The following is a 21,804-nucleotide window of genomic DNA, read 5'->3' as shown; positions in this document are numbered from 1 at the left end:
CCCAGGGGAATAGAAACATAGCTAAGCTCTCAATGCTTAGCTATGTTTCTATTCCCCCTTCCCTATTGCCTGGGTTGTACAATATTGGTGTCTTTGATCATAACCACATTGAAGGATTACGGTTTTTCCTTGTCTGTCTTTTGCCTGACACAAAACTAATCCATTTTCATCTTTGTCTTGTCCTTCACATTTCAAAGCGTTCAATTTATTTCCGTGGGAAAAAGTTCTTAAATTTTTGACAGCTAGTCTTCTAATTTGACGGCTCTCCGGGGTTTCCAAGAAATTATAGAAGGCAATGACAATAATCATTGTCAAAATTATCACTCCAATGATCAAATCAATTATGACAAAGCCTTGATGTTGTTTCTGTTTAAATTTTAAGGGCATCTTACGCTTAATTTGGTTATTAACTATAAGGTTTTTATTTTTAAATTTTATTTTTTATTAAAATTAATAAGGTTATTGCTGTAAATAACTAATCTCTTGAATTTAGGGTGTATAAGATAAGTTTAAATACTATTGCCGACAACATGAATTGTAGCTATTTAGTATAAATTAAAAATTTTTTCTATAAAGAATGATGTAAAATTAGGATAAGGACACTTTGAGATGATTACGGCATAACAATCTAATTTAGATTAGATATTATGGCTTCCTTTAAGAAGATAAGCAAGGGTAAATATGTCTCCTATGCCACTGGCAAAGTTAATAATTAAACTAGAATCAATATGCGTATTTGATTCTACCAGCTTACTTGGAAAATAGCGCACTATCATATTAGCTGACTGAGTGCAGCCTCCTATAATTAATAAAATTAGCCCTCACCAACTGATATAATTTTTTCTCATCAGATTTTAAGTATAACTGTAAAAAAAATTTTTTCTTCATATTTCAGTATTTAAATTCAAGTTTGTATTGTTTTTTTTATATTTTGTTATACTAAACTCATGGTATAAAATTAACTAGTAAAATTTTTATTCAGGACCACATAAAGTTAAAAATTATCTCTATTTTTTGTTCAATTAATCTATTTACTTTTACTACATTTTATTTAAAGGTTAAAAAAACTTTTTCTTGAGATAGACAGCCTTTTCAGTTAAACATAAATCTTTAATAATTAATTTATTATTTTCATGACATTTCCTGGTGTTTAAACCACAATAAATACAAGTCAATGTGAGTCTATCTTTGTGATAAATCAAATTAAGGTATTGGGTTTAGTATGATTTATGCGCAAAACTACCTAATATGGCAACTATAACCATTGTCTTAACAAAAAGATAAAAATTACTTTATAAATTACTAGAAAATATTTGCCAACTTACTCTCCAATGATGGAAAGTAAGTTGGCATAAAGATTATAGATGTTATTAGATGAGCCTCTAGTTTATGAGTATCTTAAAACAACTAATAAAATGTAATAAATATTATTTAATTAAAGAAAAAAGAAACAACTTATTATTACTAGTTAGATTGCTTGTAATTCTTAGAATAGAACGGTAAGAGGATTTAGTCTTAAAACACCTTTCTTCATATATTTTTTATATGAGCTAATAATGTAGGTAGATAAGGCAAAAAAGTATGAGAAATAATTTAAAACACTTTCTTTGAATTAAATTTAATTAATTACTATGTAATTGTAATACATTATTGTAGTTATTTTTCGTTTAGCTACAACCAAATATATGGAAGTTATACTAAATAGATAAAAATAAAAATTGCAATAATTTTATTCAAGTAATAAGTACTCTTGATCAAGATAATAAACAACAAAAATATAATTGTTCTATTACTAAAATTTGCACTTTTTCTGATCCTTTACAATTTTAACTTTTAGCCAACATGTAGGGGTTGACAATTGTTAACCCCTAGCATACCTAGATACTAGTCAGAAAAACTATTTTACACTGACCTTAGCACCGGCGTCTTCGAGTTTCTTCTTAGTTTCTTCAGCGTCATCCTTACCAGTAGCCTCTTTAATGGTTTTAGGCGCAGATTCCACCATATCTTTGGCTTCTTTGAGTCCCAAACCAGTAATAGCACGAACTACCTTAAGGATAGCGATTTTTTTATCGCTGGGAACTTCTTCGAGAATGACGTCAAATTCAGTCTTCTCCTCTTCGGGTTCGGGCGTAGCACCAGGGGACGTAACTCCAGGAGCCATCATCATCATACCACCACCCACAGGGGCAGCAGCACTAACATCAAAGGCTTCTTCAATCTGTTTTACTAATTCTGACGCTTCTAATAAAGTCAGACATTTTAGCTTTTCGAGAATTTCATCAGTTGCAGTAGACATAATTTAACTCCTTGAAAGTAAATAAAAAAAGTGGATAATTGGACAAACAATCGTTTAAATAGATGCAGATACTTAGGTTACATCTCCCTCCTTCGTGTTGGACATTGCGCCAATGACGCGACTCAAAGAACTTGGAACTTCGTTGATGCCTCGTCCCACAGACGAAGGCACTTGTTTGATGCCAACGGCCAGTTTGGTTGCCAGTGAATTAATCGCTCCAGCAAATCGACCCATCAGTTCTTCTTTTGAGGGTAAGTCGGCGATCTCCGTCACTTGACTTTCATCTAGGGCTTGTCCTTGCATGACACCGCCGCGAAATTCAGTCTTTTTGGTATCTTTTTTAAAACTTTGATAAGCCCTAATTGCACCCCCGACATCATCCTTGACGAGAACAAAAGCTGATGAACCTTTCAGAAACTTCATCATCGGTTTCCAGGTCTCGTCTTCTTTGACTGCAATCTTCATTAAGGTATTTTTTGTCACCTTACACACTGATCCTGTTGGACGTAATCGGCTACGTAGATCAGTGATTTCAGCGACTGTTAACCCTTGATAATCAATCACAAAGGCAAGCTGAGCTTCACTCAAGAGTCCCTTAAGATCTGTAATCACAGTTCCTTTGTTTTTATAGGTTCTTCCCATTGATGTTTTTACCTTCTTAAGTTTAGGAACGTTAACTAATTGCCCAAAAAAGAAACCCCCAGCATTTTGCCGGGGCTGAGGTCGGATAAGAAGAGGACAAAAAGGTAAATTAATCCTTTAAATCTTTACTACTTAACTTTCTTCAGGCCTCAACCTCGGCAGGACATTAAGCAAATTGCCCCTGCTGTCTGCAGCATAAGCCAAACGAACATTCAGTTGTAGTGGGTTGCTTTTTAACTTAAATTAACTGATAGTTATTTCTCAATCACGATAACCTTAAACATCAGTCAATTTTAGATCTCTTAGTTCGCTAATGTCAATGCCAATCGACGGTCCCATAGAAGCCGATATAAATACACTGCGCCAATAACGCCCTTTAGCACCGGAGGGACGCTGACGCTCAATGGTTTCCTGTAAGGCCTTGAGATTGGCTAGCAAATCCTCAGGCGTGAAAGATGCCTTACCAAACATAACATGAACAATCCCTGTTTTGTCAGCACGAAATTCTAGTTTTCCTGCTTTAAATGCAACGATTGCACTTTCTAGCTCAGCCGTTACTGTTCCCCCCTTAGGGGAAGGCATTAACCCACGAGGACCAAGTATACGTCCCAATTTAGCAACTTTTGGCATCATATCAGGAGTAGCAATCAAAACCTCAAAGTCCATCATTCCGTTTTGAATTTCTTCAATCAATTCTTCTGAACCGTAAATATCTGCTCCCGCATTGCTGGCTTCTTGAACTTTTTCCCCTCTAGCAATGACAGCGACACGAACTTCTTGACCAGTTCCCTTGGGTAAAGAAACTGTAGTCCTTAGTTGCTGATCAGTATATTTTGGATCAATGCCTAAACGAATGTGAGCTTCTGCCGATTCATTGAATTTAGCCGTTGCCGTTTTTTTTAGCAGTTGTAAAGCCTCTAAAGGCTCATACAGTTTGTCTTTGTCAACTTTAGCTAATACTTCTTTAAAGCGTTTTGAGAGTTTTTTAGCCATGAGTAATTTTCTCCTTGGGTCAATAACGAAGCAAAGCTTCTCCCCTAAGTTAGTTTTTAGTAATTCAGACTATCTATTAATCGTTGATGGTAACTCCCATATTACGAGCAGTTCCCTCAACAATATTCATTGCCGCTTCAATATCATTAGCATTAAGGTCAGGCATTTTAGTTTGAGCAATTTCTCGTAGTTGATTACGAGTAATACTGCCTACTTTCTGGTTATTCGGTTGGCTTGAACCTTTTTCAGCTCCGGCCGCTTTGCGAATTAATACTGAAGCTGGAGGCGTTTTCAGGACAAAAGTAAAACTTCGGTCTTCGTAGACGGAAATTTCAACAGGGACTATCATTCCAGCCTGATCTGCCGTTTTGCCATTATATTCTTTACAAAATGCCATAATGTTCACCCCGTGTTGACCCAAGGCAGGTCCTACGGGAGGGGCGGGGTTAGCCTTTCCCGCAGGAAGGGCAAGTTTAATCATTGCAACAACTTTCTTGGCCATCGCTAATTTTGCTTCTCTATTTGGTTAAATTCCAGTTCAACTGGGGTGTCTCTTCCAAAAATGGAAAGTAAGGCTTTCACTTTACTACGTTCTGGACTTACTTCTATCACTTCCCCTTCAAAATCCTTAAACGGACCTGAGAGAACGATTATTCTATCTCCCACTTCTGTATCGATTTTGATGACGGGTTCTTGGACTTCTACCTGCTTAAAGATTCGTTCCACTTCCCCTGAACTCAGGGGGACTGGTTTAACATGTCCCCTTCCTCTACCAATACTACGCTTTTGTTCTGACCCCACAAAATTGATCACGTTAGGAGTATTTTTCACAACTAACCAAGCATCATCGTCCATAATCATTCTCACCAGAATATAGCCAGGGAAGACTTTTTCTTCCCCATGGTGACGAGAACCATCTTTACGGACTTTGATCGTGGGTATTTTTGGAATTTGGATCCGCAAGATTCTATCAGCTACATCTAGGGTATGAACCCGTTGCTCTAAGTTTGCTTTAACCCGCTTTTCACAGCCAGAAGCAACCTGAACAGCATACCAACGAGCCGCTTTTTGCCTTTCTTCGAGCTGTTCTATTTCCGGTGAGTTATTTTGGGCAAAACTCATTAAAATACCTTCCCCGCTCCCCAACTGAAAAGATTATCAACGAGATAAATTACCGTAGCCACTAAACTAACCATCAGGATGACTGCCGCCGATTCACTAAGTAGTTGCTGTCTAGACGGCCAGATAACCTTGGTCAACTCATCTTGAGTATTCCCAACAAAATTGGATTTTGGGGTTTCGTTATTGTTGGCTTTTGGCTTTATCTGCTCAACTTTTGGGCTTTCTTTTTTAACCACAGTTACCTATACTTACACATTACTTAATATACAGTTACATATCATCTTTTGTTGTTATTTTCGATAATTTATAGACATTTCAATAGTTCACTTGAGCCGCACAAAAACGCGCCCTGGAGGACTCGAACCCCCGACATCAGGTTTTGGAGACCTGCGTTCTACCAACTGAACTAAGAGCGCACAGTCTGAGGGATAACTGATAGTTAATCCTTACCGCTTTCCAAGCATAGCGCAATTTTACGCTTTTGTTTGTGTGCGCCGTTGTTGAAAAAATTTATAAAGGACGATCAAAACGTTGACGTATGCGAGTTGCTTTACCGACACGATCACGTAGATAGTAAAGCTTCGCACGGCGGACTTTCCCTCTGCGTATAATTTCAATACTAGCAATCCTAGGAGAGTGTAATAAAAAGACACGTTCAACTCCTACACCTTGGAAAATCTTGCGGACAGTGATTGTTTCATTAATTCCACCATTACGCATAGCAATCACTGTTCCTTCATAGGGCTGGGTTCTTTCTTTCCCCCCTTCCTTAATAAGGACTCCGACACGAACAGTGTCTCCCACATGAATGGTAGGCAAATTCGTCTTAATGTATTCGGTTTCAATTAACTTGATAGTTTCTTGGGCGTTCATGACTTTAGCAAAAACTCACGGCTCTTTATCATACCTTACTTTCTTTAATTAGATACAGACCACCGTAAAATTTATATAAAGTAATCCTTAAATTTTTATAATTAAAGATGTTCTTTCCTAAATTCTTATTCCGTCTAAATTTTTAGTATCTCGTCTGTCAATAACGATGACAGATGGTTGTGTTGTTTTATGACAAGGCACATTCAGTTTTTCTTAAAACAAAGTAAATTTAACAGTATGTGTAATCCGCAAAACACCAAATATTTATTGGTATATTAGAGCTTTTTAAGTAATCTGTTAACAGCTAGTGGTGGTAGCAGTTTGCTATTTAAGTCAGGCTATGAATGGAGTAAAAAAAAATTTGACTATAGCTACTAAGATTCAATGTATTGAGCTAAAGGATTTAACTACGAGTCAATCAACAGAGAATATTTGTGAACAATCACTTATAAACAAATCCTATTAATTCAAAAAATTAATTACCAAAATAAACCCAATGATAAACTAATTCCGATTCAATATCCTTAATTAAGGTATTTTCTTCCTAGGTAAACAACTTCTGACAGTTAACTGTCAGAAGTTGTTTAGAATGATGGTTTGATTACGCTATGATCTATAAATTTAGCCGGCGTTGTCGAATAAAGCAATATTACTTTATAGCTCGTTGACTAAGTATTCTTTTGTTATGGATTACTCAGGGAAAATTTTAACCTATCTTTTTCACCATTGAATCGGATAAAGTTTTTGATAAAGAAGCCAATGCCGATTACCTAAAAAATTCAATATATAATACGTTTTTCAAACGACAGTTTTATCTCTAACAAATTTATCTTCTATGATAAATGCCTTTTATTTCTTGGCTGAGAGTGGTTTTGTCGGTAACGAGTTAACTTTGATAGTTCTCAATCTTCTCATTCAAAATTAGAAGATTGAGAACTATTCCTTAATTAAAAGAGATAGAGATTATTGATCTGAGAGATAATTGAGCTAATAAAATATAAATCTACTGCCAGTTTAAGAAAGTCTTCTTAAGAGAAGACATTAGTACAAGTAGGTTTAGAAAACATAGTAGTTTGGGTTGGGTTTCTTTGTTTGTATACTATAAAATAGTAGGATTATTTACTTTATGTATTGCAGCTAATACACTCTACAGTTCTCTTGAAATTTACTGTATAAACAATTTATGAAATAATTTTAAAATGTACTGCCATAATCCATTCTATTTCTGATTGACTTTGCGAATTAACCAATAACTAATGGAAAGTGCTAAACTTGCTGCAGCTAAAGCAAATAAATCTGACTTTTGATGTTTAATTGGATTAAAAATTATTATTTTTCGAGCAACAGCAATTAAGGCAGTTACGACCACTAGTTCTACTTGAACAATATGTTTTTTTAGATAAGCAGTAACATTCTCTAAAAGTTCTAGCGCAATCAAAACATTCATAAATAGACCAAAAATTTCGATAATAGTTGGACCAAAAAATCCAACAGGTTCCTTCGCCAATAAGTCTTTTGAAAGAATTAAAATAAGCTCAAAAAGGGAAACAAAAATAACAAGAATTAGAGCTAATGACAATACTTTAGAAACAAAATTCTCAATAATGTGAATAAAACACAAAAATTTTTCATCTTCAAACATTTTCATAATTATTCTTTGTCTATTTAAAATAGTTTGTTAACTAGTAGTTATTTTTTTGAAAAAACAAAATACTTCTGAAAAAAATAAAACAATACTTACCCCATCTTCTTATTCTACATACACTTATTAATCTCTGTTGAACAGAGTGATTTTTCAATAAAATTTCCGGAACTAAAGTGGAATCATTTTTGATAGATGATTTTTTAGTATAAAACTTAACTACACCTGTACCCATCTATGTATCAATTTTTTGTAGTGTTTCTTCTTCGAGTTTAGCAACCGCAAAATGCAAAGCAGCTACTCGATTATCAAAACGATTTTGTGGAGGAATACGTTGAAAAATATCAAATTTTTGTAATCGCTCTTTAATTTTTATATTAGTCCCAATAATATAAATTTTTATTGATTTCTTAGCGGCCTCATCGATTATTTTTTCAATCGCCAAAGTTGCTGTTACTCCCAATAAGAGAACACCCGTTAAATCAATAATTAGAGCATCATAATTATCTATAATTGCCTGTCTTTGAGTAATCGCTTTAGCTGCCCCAAAACTCATAGGACCGCTCAACTCTAAGAGCATAATTCGTCTGTTAGCTTTTTCCATAAGACGCCTGCTTGTATCACATAATAGAGTCTTATCATCGGGCGTATCAATTGTTGTGACCAGATCGGATTGAATATCTGCTAAATGTTGAATAGTTAAAATATTAGCCATACACACTCCAAGACTAACTGCCGTGATTAAGTCGTAAAATACAGTTAGCAGCATTACCCCATACATAATAGCTGCTGCTTTAATTGAAAGTCTGTGAGCGCGTTTTAAGAATTTCCAGTCAATAATATCAATCCCCACCTTAAGGACAATACCAGCTAAAACCGCTAAGGGAATATTCTTGGTTAAAGGAGCAGCCCAAAGTACTACAATCAACAAAATAAAAGCCCTACTCAAACCAGATAAAGCGGTGCGTCCCCCTGCTTGGATATTGACCACCGTTCCCGTGGTGGATCCTGCCCCAGGAAGTCCCCCACACAACCCAGAAACCAAGTTCCCAATTCCTTGACCGATTAGTTCTTTGTTAGAGTCATGGTGAGTCTGAGTTAAGCTATCAGCAATGACAGAGGTTAATAAAGCATCAATACAACCAAGCATCCCTAAAACAAGACCATCTACCAACATTTCATTAATTTGGCCGAGGAAAAAGGCAGGAAAATATAACTGAGGAAGTCCCGTAGGCATTTCGCCAATGACATGGACATCTGCTTCCGATAAAAAGAAAATTGTAATTAAAGTTCCTGCTATGAGGGCAATTAATTGAGAGGGAACAAACTTTTTAACTTTAGAGGGCATTAAGTAAAGAATGGCTATTGTCAACAATCCTAAAGCTGTTTCAGTTGGACTTAGTGTTGTGATAAAATAGGGCAGTGCCTTCAACGCCTCATTGACTCCTCCTTTAGGGTTAACATGACCCAGGAGTGGTCCTAACTGAAGAATGATAAGAATTATTCCAACGCCTGACATAAACCCCGAGATTATCGTATAGGGCATGAGGGTGACGTATTTTCCCAACTTTAACAAGCCGAAGATGATCTGAAAAATCCCTGCTAACATTACTACAGTAAAGGCCATGGCTAAGCCGTTTTCTGGATTTTGTGCAATCATCTTGGTTACAATAGCTGTCATCACTACTGTCATCGGACCTGTAGGTTCAGAAATTAAGGTGGGTGTTCCACCAAATAAGGCAGCAAAAAAGCCAATTAATACTGCCCCCCATAGTCCGGCAATCGCTCCCACTCCCGAAGCTACTCCAAAAGCCAGGGACATGGGGAGGGCAATCACGGCTGCGGTAACTCCGCCAAAGATATCGCCCCGTAGATTTCTGAAGTGAATACGATTAATAATCTGCATGTATTGTTAAAAGTTAATTACATTGTTTTGTTTAGTTATTTTCTCTAGATTCTTTAATTTATTTTAAGCATTTTTGTACGAGCCTTTTTAGATTTTTATTCAACTTTGAGTTGAATCCCAGAACTACGCGAGAATCTACCTATTTATTGCCAAAATGGTTGGACTTATATAAGACAGATTATATTTTATACAATTACTCTTCTTGATAGTTTTTGATCTATCAAGAAGGCTACAACCTCACCAACAAAAAAGTCAAGTCCTTAAGACCTAAGTTTATGCTGTTAATCGGTGAGCAATTAAATATCATCAAAGTCAAAGGAAAAGTTAATTTAAAACAATTCAAATATTATTTATGCAAACGGTCTAGTCTTTATTGGAAAAAATTAATAATTGCTACTTTTAAAGCGTCTTAATAGATAAATAGTAGAGGATAAAGAAAGATACTTTTTATATAATTAACTAATTAAGATTGATTATGACTAAAGTAAATTATGCGTCTATAAACTTGTCCATGGGTTTCTTGTTAATTAGTTTTTAGATCTATTACTTCAATATTTTAATAGATTAAATTTTTTAGTAAATCAGATTACTTTTTAAGTATCAATTTCAAAGACTGGATCAATAACCATTCTTATGAAGATATTTTTTTATTTAAAAGTTTTTAACATAAATCATCTTCGACTTAAGACTCTTCATAATTGGTTTTCTTAATCAACTTGATACCTTATCTTAAATTAAGAGAGAGGACCATTAAAGGAATAGAGATGTTCATTATTGTGTCTTATGTCCTATTAATCATAAAGTTTTAAGGAGATCTCATGGTCACAAAATCTACTATTTTAGTAACAGGAGGAGCAGGGTATATTGGTTCCCATGTTGTACTTGCTCTCCAAGAGTCGGGATACAACGTAATCATCTTAGATAATCTCAGCGAAGGACATCCTGAATTTGTTGAGGATGTATTACAAGTTAAATTGATTGTGGGAGATATGAATGATCGTCCCGTACTCGATAAACTTTTCGCCCACCACGACATTGCGGCAGTGATGCACTTTGCTGCCTACATTGCTGTTGGGGAATCAGTAACTAATCCTGGTCGATATTATCGTAATAATGTAGTTGGTACCTTGACTTTATTAGAAGCTATGTTAGCTGCCAACATCAAAAGGTTTGTCTTTTCCTCTACTTGCGCCATCTATGGAATGTCTCAACAAATTCCAATGATGGAGAACCATCCCCAAAATCCCTTGAGTCCCTATGCAGTTAGTAAGGCAATGATAGAACAAATTTTGCAAGACTTTGATCGAGCCTATAATTTAAAGTCTGTCGCTTTCCGTTATTTTAATGCGTCAGGAGCCAATCCCCAGGGAAGGTTAGGAGAAGATCATCATCCCGAAACCCACTTAATTCCTTTAGCGTTATTAACAGCATTAAAAATACAGAATTATCTGTCTATTTTTGGGACAGATTATGATACTCCAGATGGAACAGCAGTTAGAGATTATATTCATGTTGATGATCTAGCTTCAGCTCATGTCTTAGGATTAGAATACCTTTTAGAAGAAGGAAAAAGTGATGTTTTCAATTTGGGCAATGGCAATGGATTTTCCGTACGCGAAGTAATTGAAACCGCTAAAAAAATAACGCAGATCGATTTTCCAGTTCAAGAAAATGATCGTCGTCCAGGAGATCCCCCTATCCTAGTCGGCAGTAGCCAAAAAGCCCGGATTGCCCTGGGTTGGAAACCTAAGTATCCAGACTTAGAAACAATTGTTAATCATGCTTGGTATTGGCATCAAAAACGTCATGGAAATGCAAATAAGTAAGAAAAATATCTAATTTTAGCTAAAAATTCTTCAAACTTATAGATTTGTGCTTGGTTAATATTTCTTAATGATGGCTTAAATTAAGGAACTTGGCCAGTAATACAGAGTTTACCTCACGGACAAGTGAGGTAAACTTAAAACCTATTTTGGGTAGATTGTACTCAGTGTCAACTTACCAAATTAATAAACTTGTTAAACTATTACTTCAAAACCCCAGAAATTTTCCTTCACAAAGCACCGATATTATTATATAATAATATCGGTGCTTTGTGAAGGAAAACAATATAATGAGTGATCAAACTGAGCAATTAACCAACATCATAAAAAATATAGGAGAAGCCATAATTGCAACTACAAATACAGTAGAAGAATTAGCTAAAAAAATAAATGATGTATCTAAAAAAATAGAACGACAAAAAAATCAAATACAACAGCAGAGATATCAAATATTTATTTTAACTGAATCTATACAAACCTTAATAGATAAGCAAAGTGAATCAAACGAGCAGTTGACTCAACTAACTAATATTCTCCGAACTTTAGTAAACAGTACTACTTCTTCTAATTAGTTACAATGACTTTTTTTAAAAAAATTTTTATAATCGCTCTATTGTTAATTATTTTGCCGAATATAATTTTAGTTAGTTGTTCTGAAAATAGAGTCTTTCAATGTAAAAAAATAATCTCAATTACTCAAGCAATCGCTAAAGAAAGCCACGCTAATCGTAAAACAGAAGATATCCAAAAAGCATTACAAGTGGCTGACTCTTTTGAAAAAGCAGCAGCTGAGATGAGAAATCTATCTATTTATGATAAAAATTTAGTTAAATATCAGCTAGAATTTGCTAATATTTACCAAGGATACGCTCAAACAACTCGGCAGTTCATATTCGCATTACAAAAAAAGGATATCAACACAGTTAAGTTGATGCAACAGCAACTGCAACAATTAGGTCAAAAAGAACCAGAATTGGGAAATAGAATAAATAGTTATTGTCAATCCAAATAATAGTTAATAATAAGGTAACCTATCGCCCTCAATTTGGGTATACACTTTCAGTATCTCAGCATTATCCATTAGTTATAATTCTCTGAATCATTTGATTAACCTGGGCTCTATATCCACCTCCAAATAAATTAAAATGATTTATAATATGATAAAGATTATAAATCATTTTTCGTTTTTGATAACCTTTTTCTAAAGGAAAAACTTCATTATAGCTTCTATAAAATCCACGCCCAAATCCTCCAAACAGTTCTGTAATCGCTAGATCAACTTCATGATCGCCATAATAAGTAGCAGGATCTAAAATAACCGGTTCTCCTTCCTGAGTTACCGCTACATTTCCTGACCACAAATCCCCGTGTACCAAAGAAGGTTTAGGTTGTCTATGGGCTAATAATTCCCTAACCATTTCCACAACTTGAGTACAGTCAGGAAAATTTCCCCCACGTCGTCTTGCCAACTTCAATTGATAACCAATACGGTATTCTGCAAAAAAATCTGCCCAACTATCAGTCCAAATATTTATCTGAGAGATAGAACCAATCGTATTGTTTTGTTCCCAACCAAATTGATCAGCCCCTTGATGGTGATGCATCGTCCCCAATTTACGTCCCATCTCCTCCCAAAATTGATTAGTCCCTCGACCAAATTTCATCCATTCAAGTACAATGTAACTAGTTTTTTCTGCTATTCCCCAACAAATTGGTTGAGGAACACGAATGGTCTTAGTGTTTGATATCTGTTTTAAACCCAATGCTTCAGCCGCAAACATTTCTACCTGGGAAGCTTGGTTGATTTTAACAAAATAGGTAATGTTATCCCCAATTAAGGAGTAACATTGATTGATACAACCTCCATTAACAGAACGTCGGTTTTTAGTCCGAAACTCCTGTTGAGTAGCCTGAGAAATATGTTGAGCAATTTGTGTCCACATTTTTGTTTAGTAATTAATAATTATTTATGAGTAGAATGTACTCCCTTAATCCTATAGTTTTTAGAAGACAAATAATCAAAAGCAGCTTCTTGGATATTTTCTAAACTCAGAGCTTGTATACGATTGGATAGATCAAAGCTGATTCCAAATACTGTAACTGAGAATAATAATCCCCATAAAGATGAGTACGATTGCTCGGACTTTCACTACTAAATACAAACCGATTAGCTACCTGAATTCGTACACAATTCAATTCAGTTTCAATCACTGATATTTGCCTGATATTGGTAATTTACTCAATGATAATTCGTTCCACCTCCAGAACATTTTCTGATAGTCATTGAGCTAATATATAAAATATGTCTTAAATTTTGGGGGTTATATTGTTAACGTTAATACGGGAAACTAACTTCTTGTCTTCGCGTAAATCCCGACATAATCGCGAGATTTTTCTCTGCCCTAAAATAACTGCTAATACATTCAAAGCATAGATTCTATCTAATTTAACTAACTCAGGAACTTGCCACATCATTATTAAGCGAGATTACCGTACACTGGAATCATCAAATTCCCGACGCACAATTCTAGCAAAAGAAACTTTAAATAAAAACTTAACCTCTTTTCTCTTTTGCTTATTTTGGGGCTTAATTCTAGAATACTTACAGGTTTGACTCAAACTCGTCGCTAAAATGTAAATTAACATTTCTACAGAAAGATTACCTACTGTCAGTGCTATTACCAATTCAAGTTGATACTAAGTTTTGTGAAAGTCTCGCATTTGTTGGGCAATTAATCCTTTAATGGTGGATGCTGGTTTTAGCACGCGACGACAATAGGGCAAAATCTTAAAACAGGGCTCCATCGCCCTGTAAAAAGTCCCAAGACGAGAATTATCATTCGACCAGTGGATTTCTTCTAAAACTACTAACCGTTCTCGTTCAAATGCCTCATCAGCAATATTAGGATTAAAGATCACATCTAATTGCAATGGGGCAAGGTCTTTGAAATTTTGGAGCACACAATTGATGTAGTAATAAGTACTCTCTTGGAGAGTCGCTGCATTGGTCAGTGCTCCTTGTTATTCAAGTAATCGTTCAAATTCTCTCCTTTTGAGGTGAGAGATTCCTTTGAAAATCATATATTCTAATAAATACGCTATCCCATTAAGATAATTGAATTACAACGTAGATATTACTTTTAACCAGAGGTTTAAATTGATCACTTTAACTGGCATTTGTTCAGCCATGATGGTCAACCCATTGGAAAGAATATGGATTGTGGAAACATTGAACGCTGAGGTTTTAAGCAAAGTCAAAGTAATAAGTGATTTTTAAATAACGGTTACATTTATATAAATATTAAACTTTTTGGGCTCGGTAGAATCAGGGAGCTATATCGCTCACTCAATGTCAAAAGTAAAAGTGTATTACCCTAAAAATAGTTTATCTAATTTTAATAATGTTAGCTCTAACTAAAAGATTAGTTAAATAAGGGCGGTTTTCGTTGTGATTTTCAAAGTTACAATCACAACGAAAAAACTGCATAACCGAGTAAGCTTGTTGATATCGTTTCTATTGGTTCCAATTATGAAGTTTTGTCGGGAGTTTTACAAACACCAGAAACTTTGTACTTATCAGCTGATTTATAGTCAAGGCGAAGATTAAGGGATTAAAGCCAAAACAGCAATTAGTCTGGATACAGAGTAAACTCGACAAACGTCATAAGCGAAGGATATTTATTTGATTATTTAAAGATAAAAGTCTTTTCTTCTATAAAATTATTGACTAAACCCCAATGTTATTTATTATAGTTCTCGACACGCTACTTTGCGTTTTTGTTGAGCACTTCATCGAATAACGCACTAGCCCTATATTAACTATAATCAAGACTTATAACTTTCTGAGTTATGAATATACAAGTAAATTAAGTAGAATTTTAAATGAATATAAATATAGTTTGACTTGACATTATTAGTATATTTTAACTGTAGCTTGTCGCAGTATAAAGCGTATTCGATAAAACTTGTTAATGTATCGTTTAAAAAATAGGAGGTTCAACACACGAACAAACTCGCTAAAATCAAAAGGAAGACACCAAAAAATAGAGACTTTATGATTCCTACCGTTATTGAAACTTCTGGGCGTGGTGAACGCGCATTTGATATTTACTCTCGTCTGTTACGCGAACGCATTGTTTTTTTGGGACAAGAGGTCAGAGATGAAAATGCTAACCTTATCGTTGCTCAGTTATTATTCCTCGAAGCAGAAGATCCAGAAAAAGACATTTATCTTTATATCAACTCTCCAGGGGGGTCTGTGTCAGCAGGACTAGGAATTTTTGATACTATGAACCAAATCCGTCCTGATGTCTCTACAATCTGCATTGGGTTAGCTGCTAGCATGGGAGCTTTCCTTCTCAGTGCAGGAGCTAAAGGAAAAAGGATGAGCTTGCCTAACTCTCGTATTATGATTCACCAACCTCTCGGAGGCGCCCAGGGACAAGCCACAGATATTGAAATTCAAGCTAGAGAGATTCTTTATCTAAAGCAACTCCTCAATAATCACTTAGCACATCACACAGGAAAGCCCCTTGAGCAAATCTCTCAAGATACGGAACGAGACTTTTTCATGTCCGCTGAAGAATCTCAAAAATATGGATTGATTGACCAAGTGATTAACCGTCGTCCTTCGGCTAGCAATCCTCCTCCTACTGTTAATTAGGAAATTAGGGTAAAACCCAAGGTAGGGGTCAACGGCGACGGTTAACCCCTAAATTAGTTTAGCTAGCAAGCGTTACTGATTTATTTTTAAAAGTAATTCTTTCCCTCGATTTTCAGGAAAAGTTAAGAAGTTGGTAAACTTTGGAGGTAATAAAGAAATTCGATGAGCTCCTCATTAGAAAGAACTTAACGTGATTGATTTCCATAAGTTTGAATCAAATATTCGCGTCCTTGCACTTGTGTCTAGCCTAAACACTTGATTTCTGTATTAGAACGGGCAATAATTTCCGAAAACTCAAGAGGTTCTTCAATTTTCGTTAGGGGAGATTTTTCTTTCGAAGAAGATACGTCTGGAAGCTCTTGGCGTATGATAGTCGTTGGCATTGAAATTTTGCCTATCTCTGGTGTTGAAATAAATGTTTCTTGTATTTTAGAAGAGCTTAAGGAAACCTCTTACATCGGTTCAGCTAATTTATCATTATGATTAGTATAATTTTCTTCTACTAAGGAGGGTTTGAGGAAAACTTTCTCCACTGGTTCAATTATGATTTCATTGATGTTAGAAATATATAATACTTGGCTTCAAGATTGGCTTGTAGTTTTTTCAGCAAAAGCTGATGGTTCAGAGGAGCTCGCCTCTGGCGTTTAGGGGACTTTGACAGAAGTCGCAACTGGAACTTGTTACTCCGGTAACGGTGTTTTAGAGTAGGTTTGATCAACTACCGAAATGTTCGGAACCTTAGAAGAAAAAAATGGTTCATGGTTTTTAACTTATACTTTCTGTGATCAATTGCTACTAATTCACTGATTACACCGCCTTGAGGATAAAGAATTCTGAATTGAGTCAACATAATTTTTTGAGCTACTCGCTACTATTTTTATTAAGTTTATTTGTACTTTATTAGTAAATAAAGGTAGGAAAGTATTGGAGAAAAACAAGTCAAATATAAACACATCTTGATTTTATGGATTCGTGAAGTTTAGAATTCCTTTTTGTGGAAATATTTTATATTGCTCTTGAAAAGAGATTTCTATATCCGGGTAAACCTATCTCTCATAATGTTGGTAAGCCCTATGTTATAAACGAACGGAACGTATCGAGCCGTAGGGAAATATACCTGCGATATCAGGATAAAAATGTGCTCAAGGCTTGACGATGAAGCTAGAAAAGAAGATAAAATGAAGTCTAATCGACACCTAGAAACGAGCTAGAAAATTAAAGAACGAACCCCATTGCCCTAGCTGTTGAAGATAAAGGTGCCTGGGTTTTGCCAGACAATCAAAAACACTAAAAAGTTTAAAACTAGTAGAAAAGCTTTTCTGATAGTAAAAAAACAATACATTTACAGTTGATGGATAGTCGTTAACGCTAATTTTATAAATATCTGGATAGAGGTGAATAAATGGCAACATTTTCTATATGAACAAAGTTAGTGAAGTAGTAAAGTCTTATGGTTTGACATGAAAGGCTGCGCTGTGGGCTTACGCAACTTGTTAGAGGAATCTAAAATGAGATAAAAATCAACATTTACTTTCACTTTTGTCAAAGACAAACCTCGTAAGTATCACGTTACCTTGGTAAAATTAAAATCCGGATAAGTTTGTGAAAGGGAAGTGTTCACGAATTAGTTCTTTACAATCATTTTCGACAGAGTTGACTTCCAATGAAAGTAGTCCTTCTCATTAGATAATACAACTCTCACCCTGTTCTCGTAGGACACTACTTTTCAAGTACAAAATCAAAGATTCCTAGGAGCAACTTCACTGCTAATATGGATTAGAGCTCCAGCAATAAATAATGCGGCAAATCCAGATATATCAAGGGTCGCTTCTCGATTGTAAACAGAGGTATAATTAGGAAAGCTAACTTAGCCATTCTAAAGATTAAAATCTTAAGAATGAAGACAGAATAAAGACAGTAATCACTTAACTGAGCCACAATCTTAGTTAGCTAAGCTCCCTAACTAGGCAATCTCCTCATTGAAGAAAGAAAAGTTCTTTCTTCATGGTGTTGGGTATAGAAGACGTAACAGTTTAGGGAGCTGTCGAGCAACTACTCTTCTATGATTCCAGCCACCAATAAGATCCACTCACATTTAGTAAGGAAGATTAATAGGTAAATGGAATTTTCAATCGCTACACTTTTGTCCAATTTTACAGATGACAAATTAGTTGCGGCTAAATTTCTGGAGAAAAAGTTGGGGTGTGAAGATGAAGAAAGCATCGAAAAGCTCCAAATAATTTTAGATATTCTAGAAAAAATCGGAGTTTTAGTTAAGGAGAGAGGAAAATATCGCCGTTCTATTGAGAAAAATCTGGTTGAAGCTAAATTACGTTGTTCAAGCAAAGGTTTTTGTTTTGCGATTCAAGATGAAGAAGACGCTGATGATATCTATATACGAGAAACCCATCTTAGCAATGCGTGGAACAGTGACCGCGTCCTTGTCAAAGTGATTAAAGAAGGCACTCGTCGTCGTTCTCCAGAAGGAGAAGTTAAACTGATTTTGGAACGGGCAAATCCATCTTTACTTGCTCAAGTAAAAAAAGATAATGGAGATTATAAAGCGATTCCTCTCGATGATCGCTTATTATTTGAACTTCTACTTAAACAGAATGAGGAGAATAGTTTAGAACAAGCAGTCAACCATTTAGTTCACGTCTCGGTAATACGCTATCCGATTGGAGAACATCCCCCCTGGGGAACTATTACCCGCATTTTAGGAAGTGATGCCGAAGAAGCTGCTGATACAGATATCGTCTGTTGTAAACACGATTTGCCCCAAATTTTCCCCGAAGCGGTGGAACGACTGGCGGAAGCTTTACCAAAAACTGTTGATCGAGCTGAAATTGATAGGCGGGTTGATTTACGTCAAAAGTTTACGTTTACCTTTGTTGAAGATGAGCAACGAGACCACCCTCCTTTTGTTGAAACAGCTTTTACGCTTGAACAAATTCCCGATCAGTACTGGCAATTAGGTGTTCATATTACTGATGTTGCCCATTATGTTACCCCTGATTCGCTCCTCGATAAAACGGCAAAAAAACGAGGGACAACGATTTATCTAGGTGACAAAGTCCTTCCCTTATTGCCAAAGGCTTTAACTGACTGTTGTTGTATTGTCCCAGAAAAGGATTGTTTAACCATCTCAGTGTTAATTACCTTTGATAAAAATGGTCAAATGACTGAATTCGAAATTCACCCAACAGTTATTAATGTTAATGAACAACTGACCTACCAAGAAGCTCAAGGGTTATTAACCCATTTTGACCAGCTGTCTGCCGAACAAGAAGAATTAGCTCAATGTCTTAAGCAACTATTTTTGACTCTTAGTCCCTTAGTTAAAGCACAACGGTTGCAACGAGGAGGGTTTGAACTACAGTTAGAGCCGCGATCACCTTATCAAGATGAAGGACGTTTAGGAGTCATTATTGCTTCATCGAAGGTTCCTGTGCGCTCGCTGTTGATGGAGTTGATAATCCTAGCAGGAAAATCGGTAGCGGATCATCTTTACGCTTTAGGAATTCCTTCCCTTTATTGTGCTCAACCTGAGCCTGATTGGGAAGAATTAGAAGATTTACTGAAACTGGTAGATAATTTAGGAATAGATATACAACTGTCTTCCGAAGAGGAGATTACCGCTCAAGATTATTACAATTTGACTCGAGGATTTAATCAATGTTCATCGGTGCGGGTGTTAAATTTTCTTTTGAAAGATACCCTAAAATCTGCTAAATACAGCAGTCATTCGGCTCCCCATTTCGGCTTAGCTTATCATGACTGTTATACTCATTGTGTTTCTCCTGGTCAAAGATATGGAGATTTATTAGTACAACGTATGATTAAGTTATTATTCAGTGAAGGGCGTGATCGTCGTACCAAACAGACTAAAACAGGGGTAGATCTCCACAGCAGTCGTTGTCATATTGATATTAACTGGAATGTTTTACCCCCTGCTATACAAGAAAGTCTTGAAGAAGAATTTCACATTTTAGTTTCTCATCTTAACGACCGTGAAAAGTTAGCTGAAGACGCAGAAAAAGATCTCGATGGCTTGAAGAAAGCTGAAAAAATGAAAGAACGCACTGGCCAAGTTTTTCGAGGGTTGATTACGGGAGTTCAATCTTATGGCTTCTTTGTCGAAATTGAAGACCTATTGGTGGAAGGACTAGTTCATGTTAGTTCTTTAAAAGATGATTGGTATGAATATCGCGCTCGTCATGGTTGTTTAGTGGGACGAAAAAATCGCATTGCTTATCGTTTAGGCGATGAAGTTGAAGTAGAGGTAAAAAGTGTAGATTATTATCGCCAGCAGATTGATTTAGTAACTGTCGGGGGTGGAAGCTTCGCTAGAAATGATGATTGGGACGATGACTAATTTTAGTTAAAAGTTAATGGTTAACCGTGAAAAATCAAGAACAGTATTTCAATAAAAAAAGTAAAAATCAGGCATTTAGTGGTTTGTTAAGGTTTTTTTTAACGCCTCTAGTCATTAGTTTATTAACCCTATTAAGTGGGTGTGTTCACTATGGTGTAAGTGTAGATTTTTTTCAACAACATCGAGGAGAAATTGTACAACATATTAGCTTGACTGAACAGTTAACTAACTTAAGTCAAACGGAAGTGAATAAATGGTTAGACAGCCTTGAAAAACGGGCAGAAAATCTTCAAGGAAAAGCTAAACGGATATCTCCCCGAGAGATTATTGTCAAAATTCCTTTCGGGAATGGTAAAGAACTGATTGAGAAATTCAATAAATTTTTAAATTTTCCTACGTCTAGAAAAACTCAGTCTCTTAAGGACAACGATTCAGATTTAGTGAACCTTAAAGCCAAAATGTCTTTAAAACAAGATAATTGGCTATTTATAGAACATAATTTACTTAATCTAGAAGTAGATTTACGAGCGTTAGGAATTTTATCGAGTCAGGGCAATGTTATTCTTAGTACAGGATCATTAGTAGACTTAGAATTTATTCTAAAAGCTCCTTTTGGACTTAAAAATATTGTTAGTAATACCTCTTTTAAGCAAAAAAAACATCAGATTATTTGGGAATTAAAACCTGGTCAAATCAATACTATTGAAGCCTCTTTTTGGGTTCCTAGTTATTTGGGAATTGGAACTATTGGCATTATTTTATTGATTTTGACTGGATTCTATATAAAGTATCCACATTTTTCAGAAATACAACCATCGAGATGAAAGATATAAATACAAAAACTGCAATTTCCAGTAATACTATGACTACAATACTAATCAATAAAAACTTTAGGTTTCAGGATTGTTTAAATTTATGATGATGGAATAGATAATTGTTACGAGTTTTAAAATAGAGATTTTTTATTTTAAAAGACACTAATTAGGTTGTCATGCGTCAACTGTTAGTTTGTTATCCCACTTTTAAAAAATAAATAGATTAATAGTTCTTAATATAATATTAAGCTCAATAAGCTTAAATAAGTAAGCAATAATGACATAGTTTAAAGAGAGTAAAAATTATTGAGCTTGACTTGTTATTGAGGTTGACTTGCAGACAAAAAATTTTTCTAACAACGAAAATAAAAGTAAGCACAAGTAGTCACCATATTCTGAAAAGAAATAAATCAAGTCATTATTTTTTGATAATAACCAAGTATATACAAGTGGTATAGTTAAAGCCGAACTAAAACTCTAAAAAAATAAATAATTTTATCTATTTTTTTTATTTATGGTCCAGAACTGGATATATATAGAAAGATAATAGTTTTAAATAAAAAATAGTATTAAATAAAAATTTATAAAATGGCAACTGTATATAAGAGTTCATGATTTTAGCTTGATAGTAATCAACAAATTAATCTTCAT

General features: G+C 35.1%; 21 protein-coding genes, 1 tRNA gene and 1 other annotated feature. Of the genes, 6 read left to right on the top strand and 16 right to left on the bottom strand.

The features are described 5' to 3' along the window. Nucleotides 1–48: 48 nt before the first annotated feature. The 11 genes from ETSB_RS07700 to ETSB_RS07650 all read right to left on the bottom strand — a co-directional run bounded on the left by ETSB_RS07700 (nucleotide 49) and on the right by ETSB_RS07650 (nucleotide 9,477). Nucleotides 49–387, bottom strand: coding sequence for a hypothetical protein (locus ETSB_RS07700; protein WP_044107263.1), 339 nt, complete (start codon nucleotides 385–387; stop codon nucleotides 49–51). 1,510 nt (nucleotides 388–1,897) lie between these two features. Further along, the gene (rplL, locus tag ETSB_RS07695) at nucleotides 1,898–2,299 is read right to left on the bottom strand and encodes a 50S ribosomal protein L7/L12 (RefSeq protein WP_044107262.1); all 402 of its coding nucleotides are present in this window, start codon (nucleotides 2,297–2,299) and stop codon (nucleotides 1,898–1,900) included. A 72-nt stretch (nucleotides 2,300–2,371) separates the two neighbouring features. Beyond that, entirely contained in the window at nucleotides 2,372–2,941 is a 570-nt protein-coding gene (gene rplJ / locus ETSB_RS07690) for a 50S ribosomal protein L10 (protein ID WP_044107260.1), read from the bottom strand. 40 nt (nucleotides 2,942–2,981) lie between these two features. Further along, nucleotides 2,982–3,153: a sequence feature (ribosomal protein L10 leader region), on the bottom strand. Nucleotides 3,154–3,217: 64 nt separating this feature from the next. Beyond that, entirely contained in the window at nucleotides 3,218–3,934 is a 717-nt protein-coding gene (gene rplA, locus ETSB_RS07685; RefSeq protein ID WP_044107258.1) for a 50S ribosomal protein L1, read from the bottom strand. Between the two features lie 76 nt (nucleotides 3,935–4,010). After that, a complete protein-coding gene (gene rplK / locus ETSB_RS07680; protein ID WP_044107256.1) occupies nucleotides 4,011–4,436 on the bottom strand; it encodes a 50S ribosomal protein L11 in 426 nt (141 codons plus the stop codon). A 2-nt stretch (nucleotides 4,437–4,438) separates the two neighbouring features. Then, complete coding sequence (gene nusG, locus ETSB_RS07675) at nucleotides 4,439–5,056, bottom strand: transcription termination/antitermination protein NusG (RefSeq protein WP_044107255.1); 618 nt, start codon at nucleotides 5,054–5,056, stop codon at nucleotides 4,439–4,441. After that, nucleotides 5,056–5,259 (bottom strand): preprotein translocase subunit SecE, encoded by a 204-nt coding sequence (secE, locus tag ETSB_RS07670; RefSeq protein ID WP_232509926.1) that lies wholly within the window; start codon nucleotides 5,257–5,259, stop codon nucleotides 5,056–5,058. Before secE ends, nusG begins: the two co-directional genes overlap by 1 nt. A gap of 140 nt (nucleotides 5,260–5,399) precedes the next feature. Beyond that, nucleotides 5,400–5,472 (bottom strand) — tRNA-Trp (locus ETSB_RS07665). Nucleotides 5,473–5,566: 94 nt separating this feature from the next. Further along, on the bottom strand, nucleotides 5,567–5,929 hold the full coding sequence (rplS, locus tag ETSB_RS07660) for a 50S ribosomal protein L19 (protein ID WP_044107253.1): 363 nt from the start codon (nucleotides 5,927–5,929) through the stop codon (nucleotides 5,567–5,569). Nucleotides 5,930–7,148: 1,219 nt separating this feature from the next. Beyond that, complete coding sequence (locus ETSB_RS07655) at nucleotides 7,149–7,577, bottom strand: phosphate-starvation-inducible PsiE family protein (RefSeq protein WP_145972255.1); 429 nt, start codon at nucleotides 7,575–7,577, stop codon at nucleotides 7,149–7,151. Between the two features lie 229 nt (nucleotides 7,578–7,806). Next, a complete protein-coding gene (locus ETSB_RS07650; RefSeq protein WP_044107251.1) occupies nucleotides 7,807–9,477 on the bottom strand; it encodes a SulP family inorganic anion transporter in 1,671 nt (556 codons plus the stop codon). A gap of 818 nt (nucleotides 9,478–10,295) precedes the next feature. Here ETSB_RS07650 and galE point away from each other — a divergent pair. The 3 genes from galE (at nucleotide 10,296) to ETSB_RS07635 (ending at nucleotide 12,312) form a co-directional block, all read left to right on the top strand. After that, nucleotides 10,296–11,303, top strand: coding sequence for a UDP-glucose 4-epimerase GalE (gene galE / locus ETSB_RS07645; RefSeq protein ID WP_044107249.1), 1,008 nt, complete (start codon nucleotides 10,296–10,298; stop codon nucleotides 11,301–11,303). 287 nt (nucleotides 11,304–11,590) lie between these two features. After that, complete coding sequence (locus ETSB_RS07640; RefSeq protein ID WP_044107248.1) at nucleotides 11,591–11,872, top strand: hypothetical protein; 282 nt, start codon at nucleotides 11,591–11,593, stop codon at nucleotides 11,870–11,872. Between the two features lie 5 nt (nucleotides 11,873–11,877). Then, on the top strand, nucleotides 11,878–12,312 hold the full coding sequence (locus tag ETSB_RS07635; protein ID WP_232509886.1) for a hypothetical protein: 435 nt from the start codon (nucleotides 11,878–11,880) through the stop codon (nucleotides 12,310–12,312). Nucleotides 12,313–12,373: 61 nt separating this feature from the next. On the opposite strand, the gene ETSB_RS07630 is transcribed toward ETSB_RS07635, so the two are convergent. The 4 genes from ETSB_RS07630 to ETSB_RS10715 form a co-directional block, all read right to left on the bottom strand. After that, a complete protein-coding gene (locus ETSB_RS07630; RefSeq protein ID WP_044107247.1) occupies nucleotides 12,374–13,243 on the bottom strand; it encodes a fructosamine kinase family protein in 870 nt (289 codons plus the stop codon). Between the two features lie 364 nt (nucleotides 13,244–13,607). Then, a complete protein-coding gene (locus ETSB_RS10725) occupies nucleotides 13,608–13,775 on the bottom strand; it encodes an insulinase family protein (protein ID WP_332403812.1) in 168 nt (55 codons plus the stop codon). A 12-nt stretch (nucleotides 13,776–13,787) separates the two neighbouring features. After that, nucleotides 13,788–13,985 (bottom strand): hypothetical protein, encoded by a 198-nt coding sequence (locus ETSB_RS10720; protein ID WP_332403811.1) that lies wholly within the window; start codon nucleotides 13,983–13,985, stop codon nucleotides 13,788–13,790. Nucleotides 13,986–13,997: 12 nt separating this feature from the next. After that, a complete protein-coding gene (locus tag ETSB_RS10715; RefSeq protein WP_332403810.1) occupies nucleotides 13,998–14,261 on the bottom strand; it encodes a hypothetical protein in 264 nt (87 codons plus the stop codon). 1,060 nt (nucleotides 14,262–15,321) lie between these two features. Between ETSB_RS10715 and clpP the strand changes: the two genes are divergently transcribed. Further along, nucleotides 15,322–15,963 carry an ATP-dependent Clp endopeptidase proteolytic subunit ClpP gene (gene clpP, locus ETSB_RS07620; protein ID WP_269764001.1) on the top strand — a complete coding sequence of 214 codons (642 nt, stop codon included), beginning with the start codon at nucleotides 15,322–15,324 and terminating at the stop codon, nucleotides 15,961–15,963. Nucleotides 15,964–16,205: 242 nt separating this feature from the next. On the opposite strand, the gene ETSB_RS10050 is transcribed toward clpP, so the two are convergent. After that, entirely contained in the window at nucleotides 16,206–16,346 is a 141-nt protein-coding gene (locus ETSB_RS10050) for a hypothetical protein (RefSeq protein WP_171816435.1), read from the bottom strand. Nucleotides 16,347–18,082: 1,736 nt separating this feature from the next. Between ETSB_RS10050 and ETSB_RS07615 the strand changes: the two genes are divergently transcribed. Further along, nucleotides 18,083–20,338 carry a ribonuclease R family protein gene (locus tag ETSB_RS07615; RefSeq protein WP_044107244.1) on the top strand — a complete coding sequence of 752 codons (2,256 nt, stop codon included), beginning with the start codon at nucleotides 18,083–18,085 and terminating at the stop codon, nucleotides 20,336–20,338. An 83-nt stretch (nucleotides 20,339–20,421) separates the two neighbouring features. Further along, nucleotides 20,422–21,162 carry a DUF3153 domain-containing protein gene (locus ETSB_RS07610; RefSeq protein ID WP_044107689.1) on the top strand — a complete coding sequence of 247 codons (741 nt, stop codon included), beginning with the start codon at nucleotides 20,422–20,424 and terminating at the stop codon, nucleotides 21,160–21,162. Nucleotides 21,163–21,804 lie beyond the last annotated feature (642 nt).

This window comes from cyanobacterium endosymbiont of Epithemia turgida isolate EtSB Lake Yunoko, assembly GCF_000829235.1.
Lineage (GTDB): Bacteria > Cyanobacteriota > Cyanobacteriia > Cyanobacteriales > Microcystaceae > Rippkaea.
Note: the sequence above shows the minus strand (reverse complement) of the source record. Positions and strands in the feature narration are given on the sequence as shown.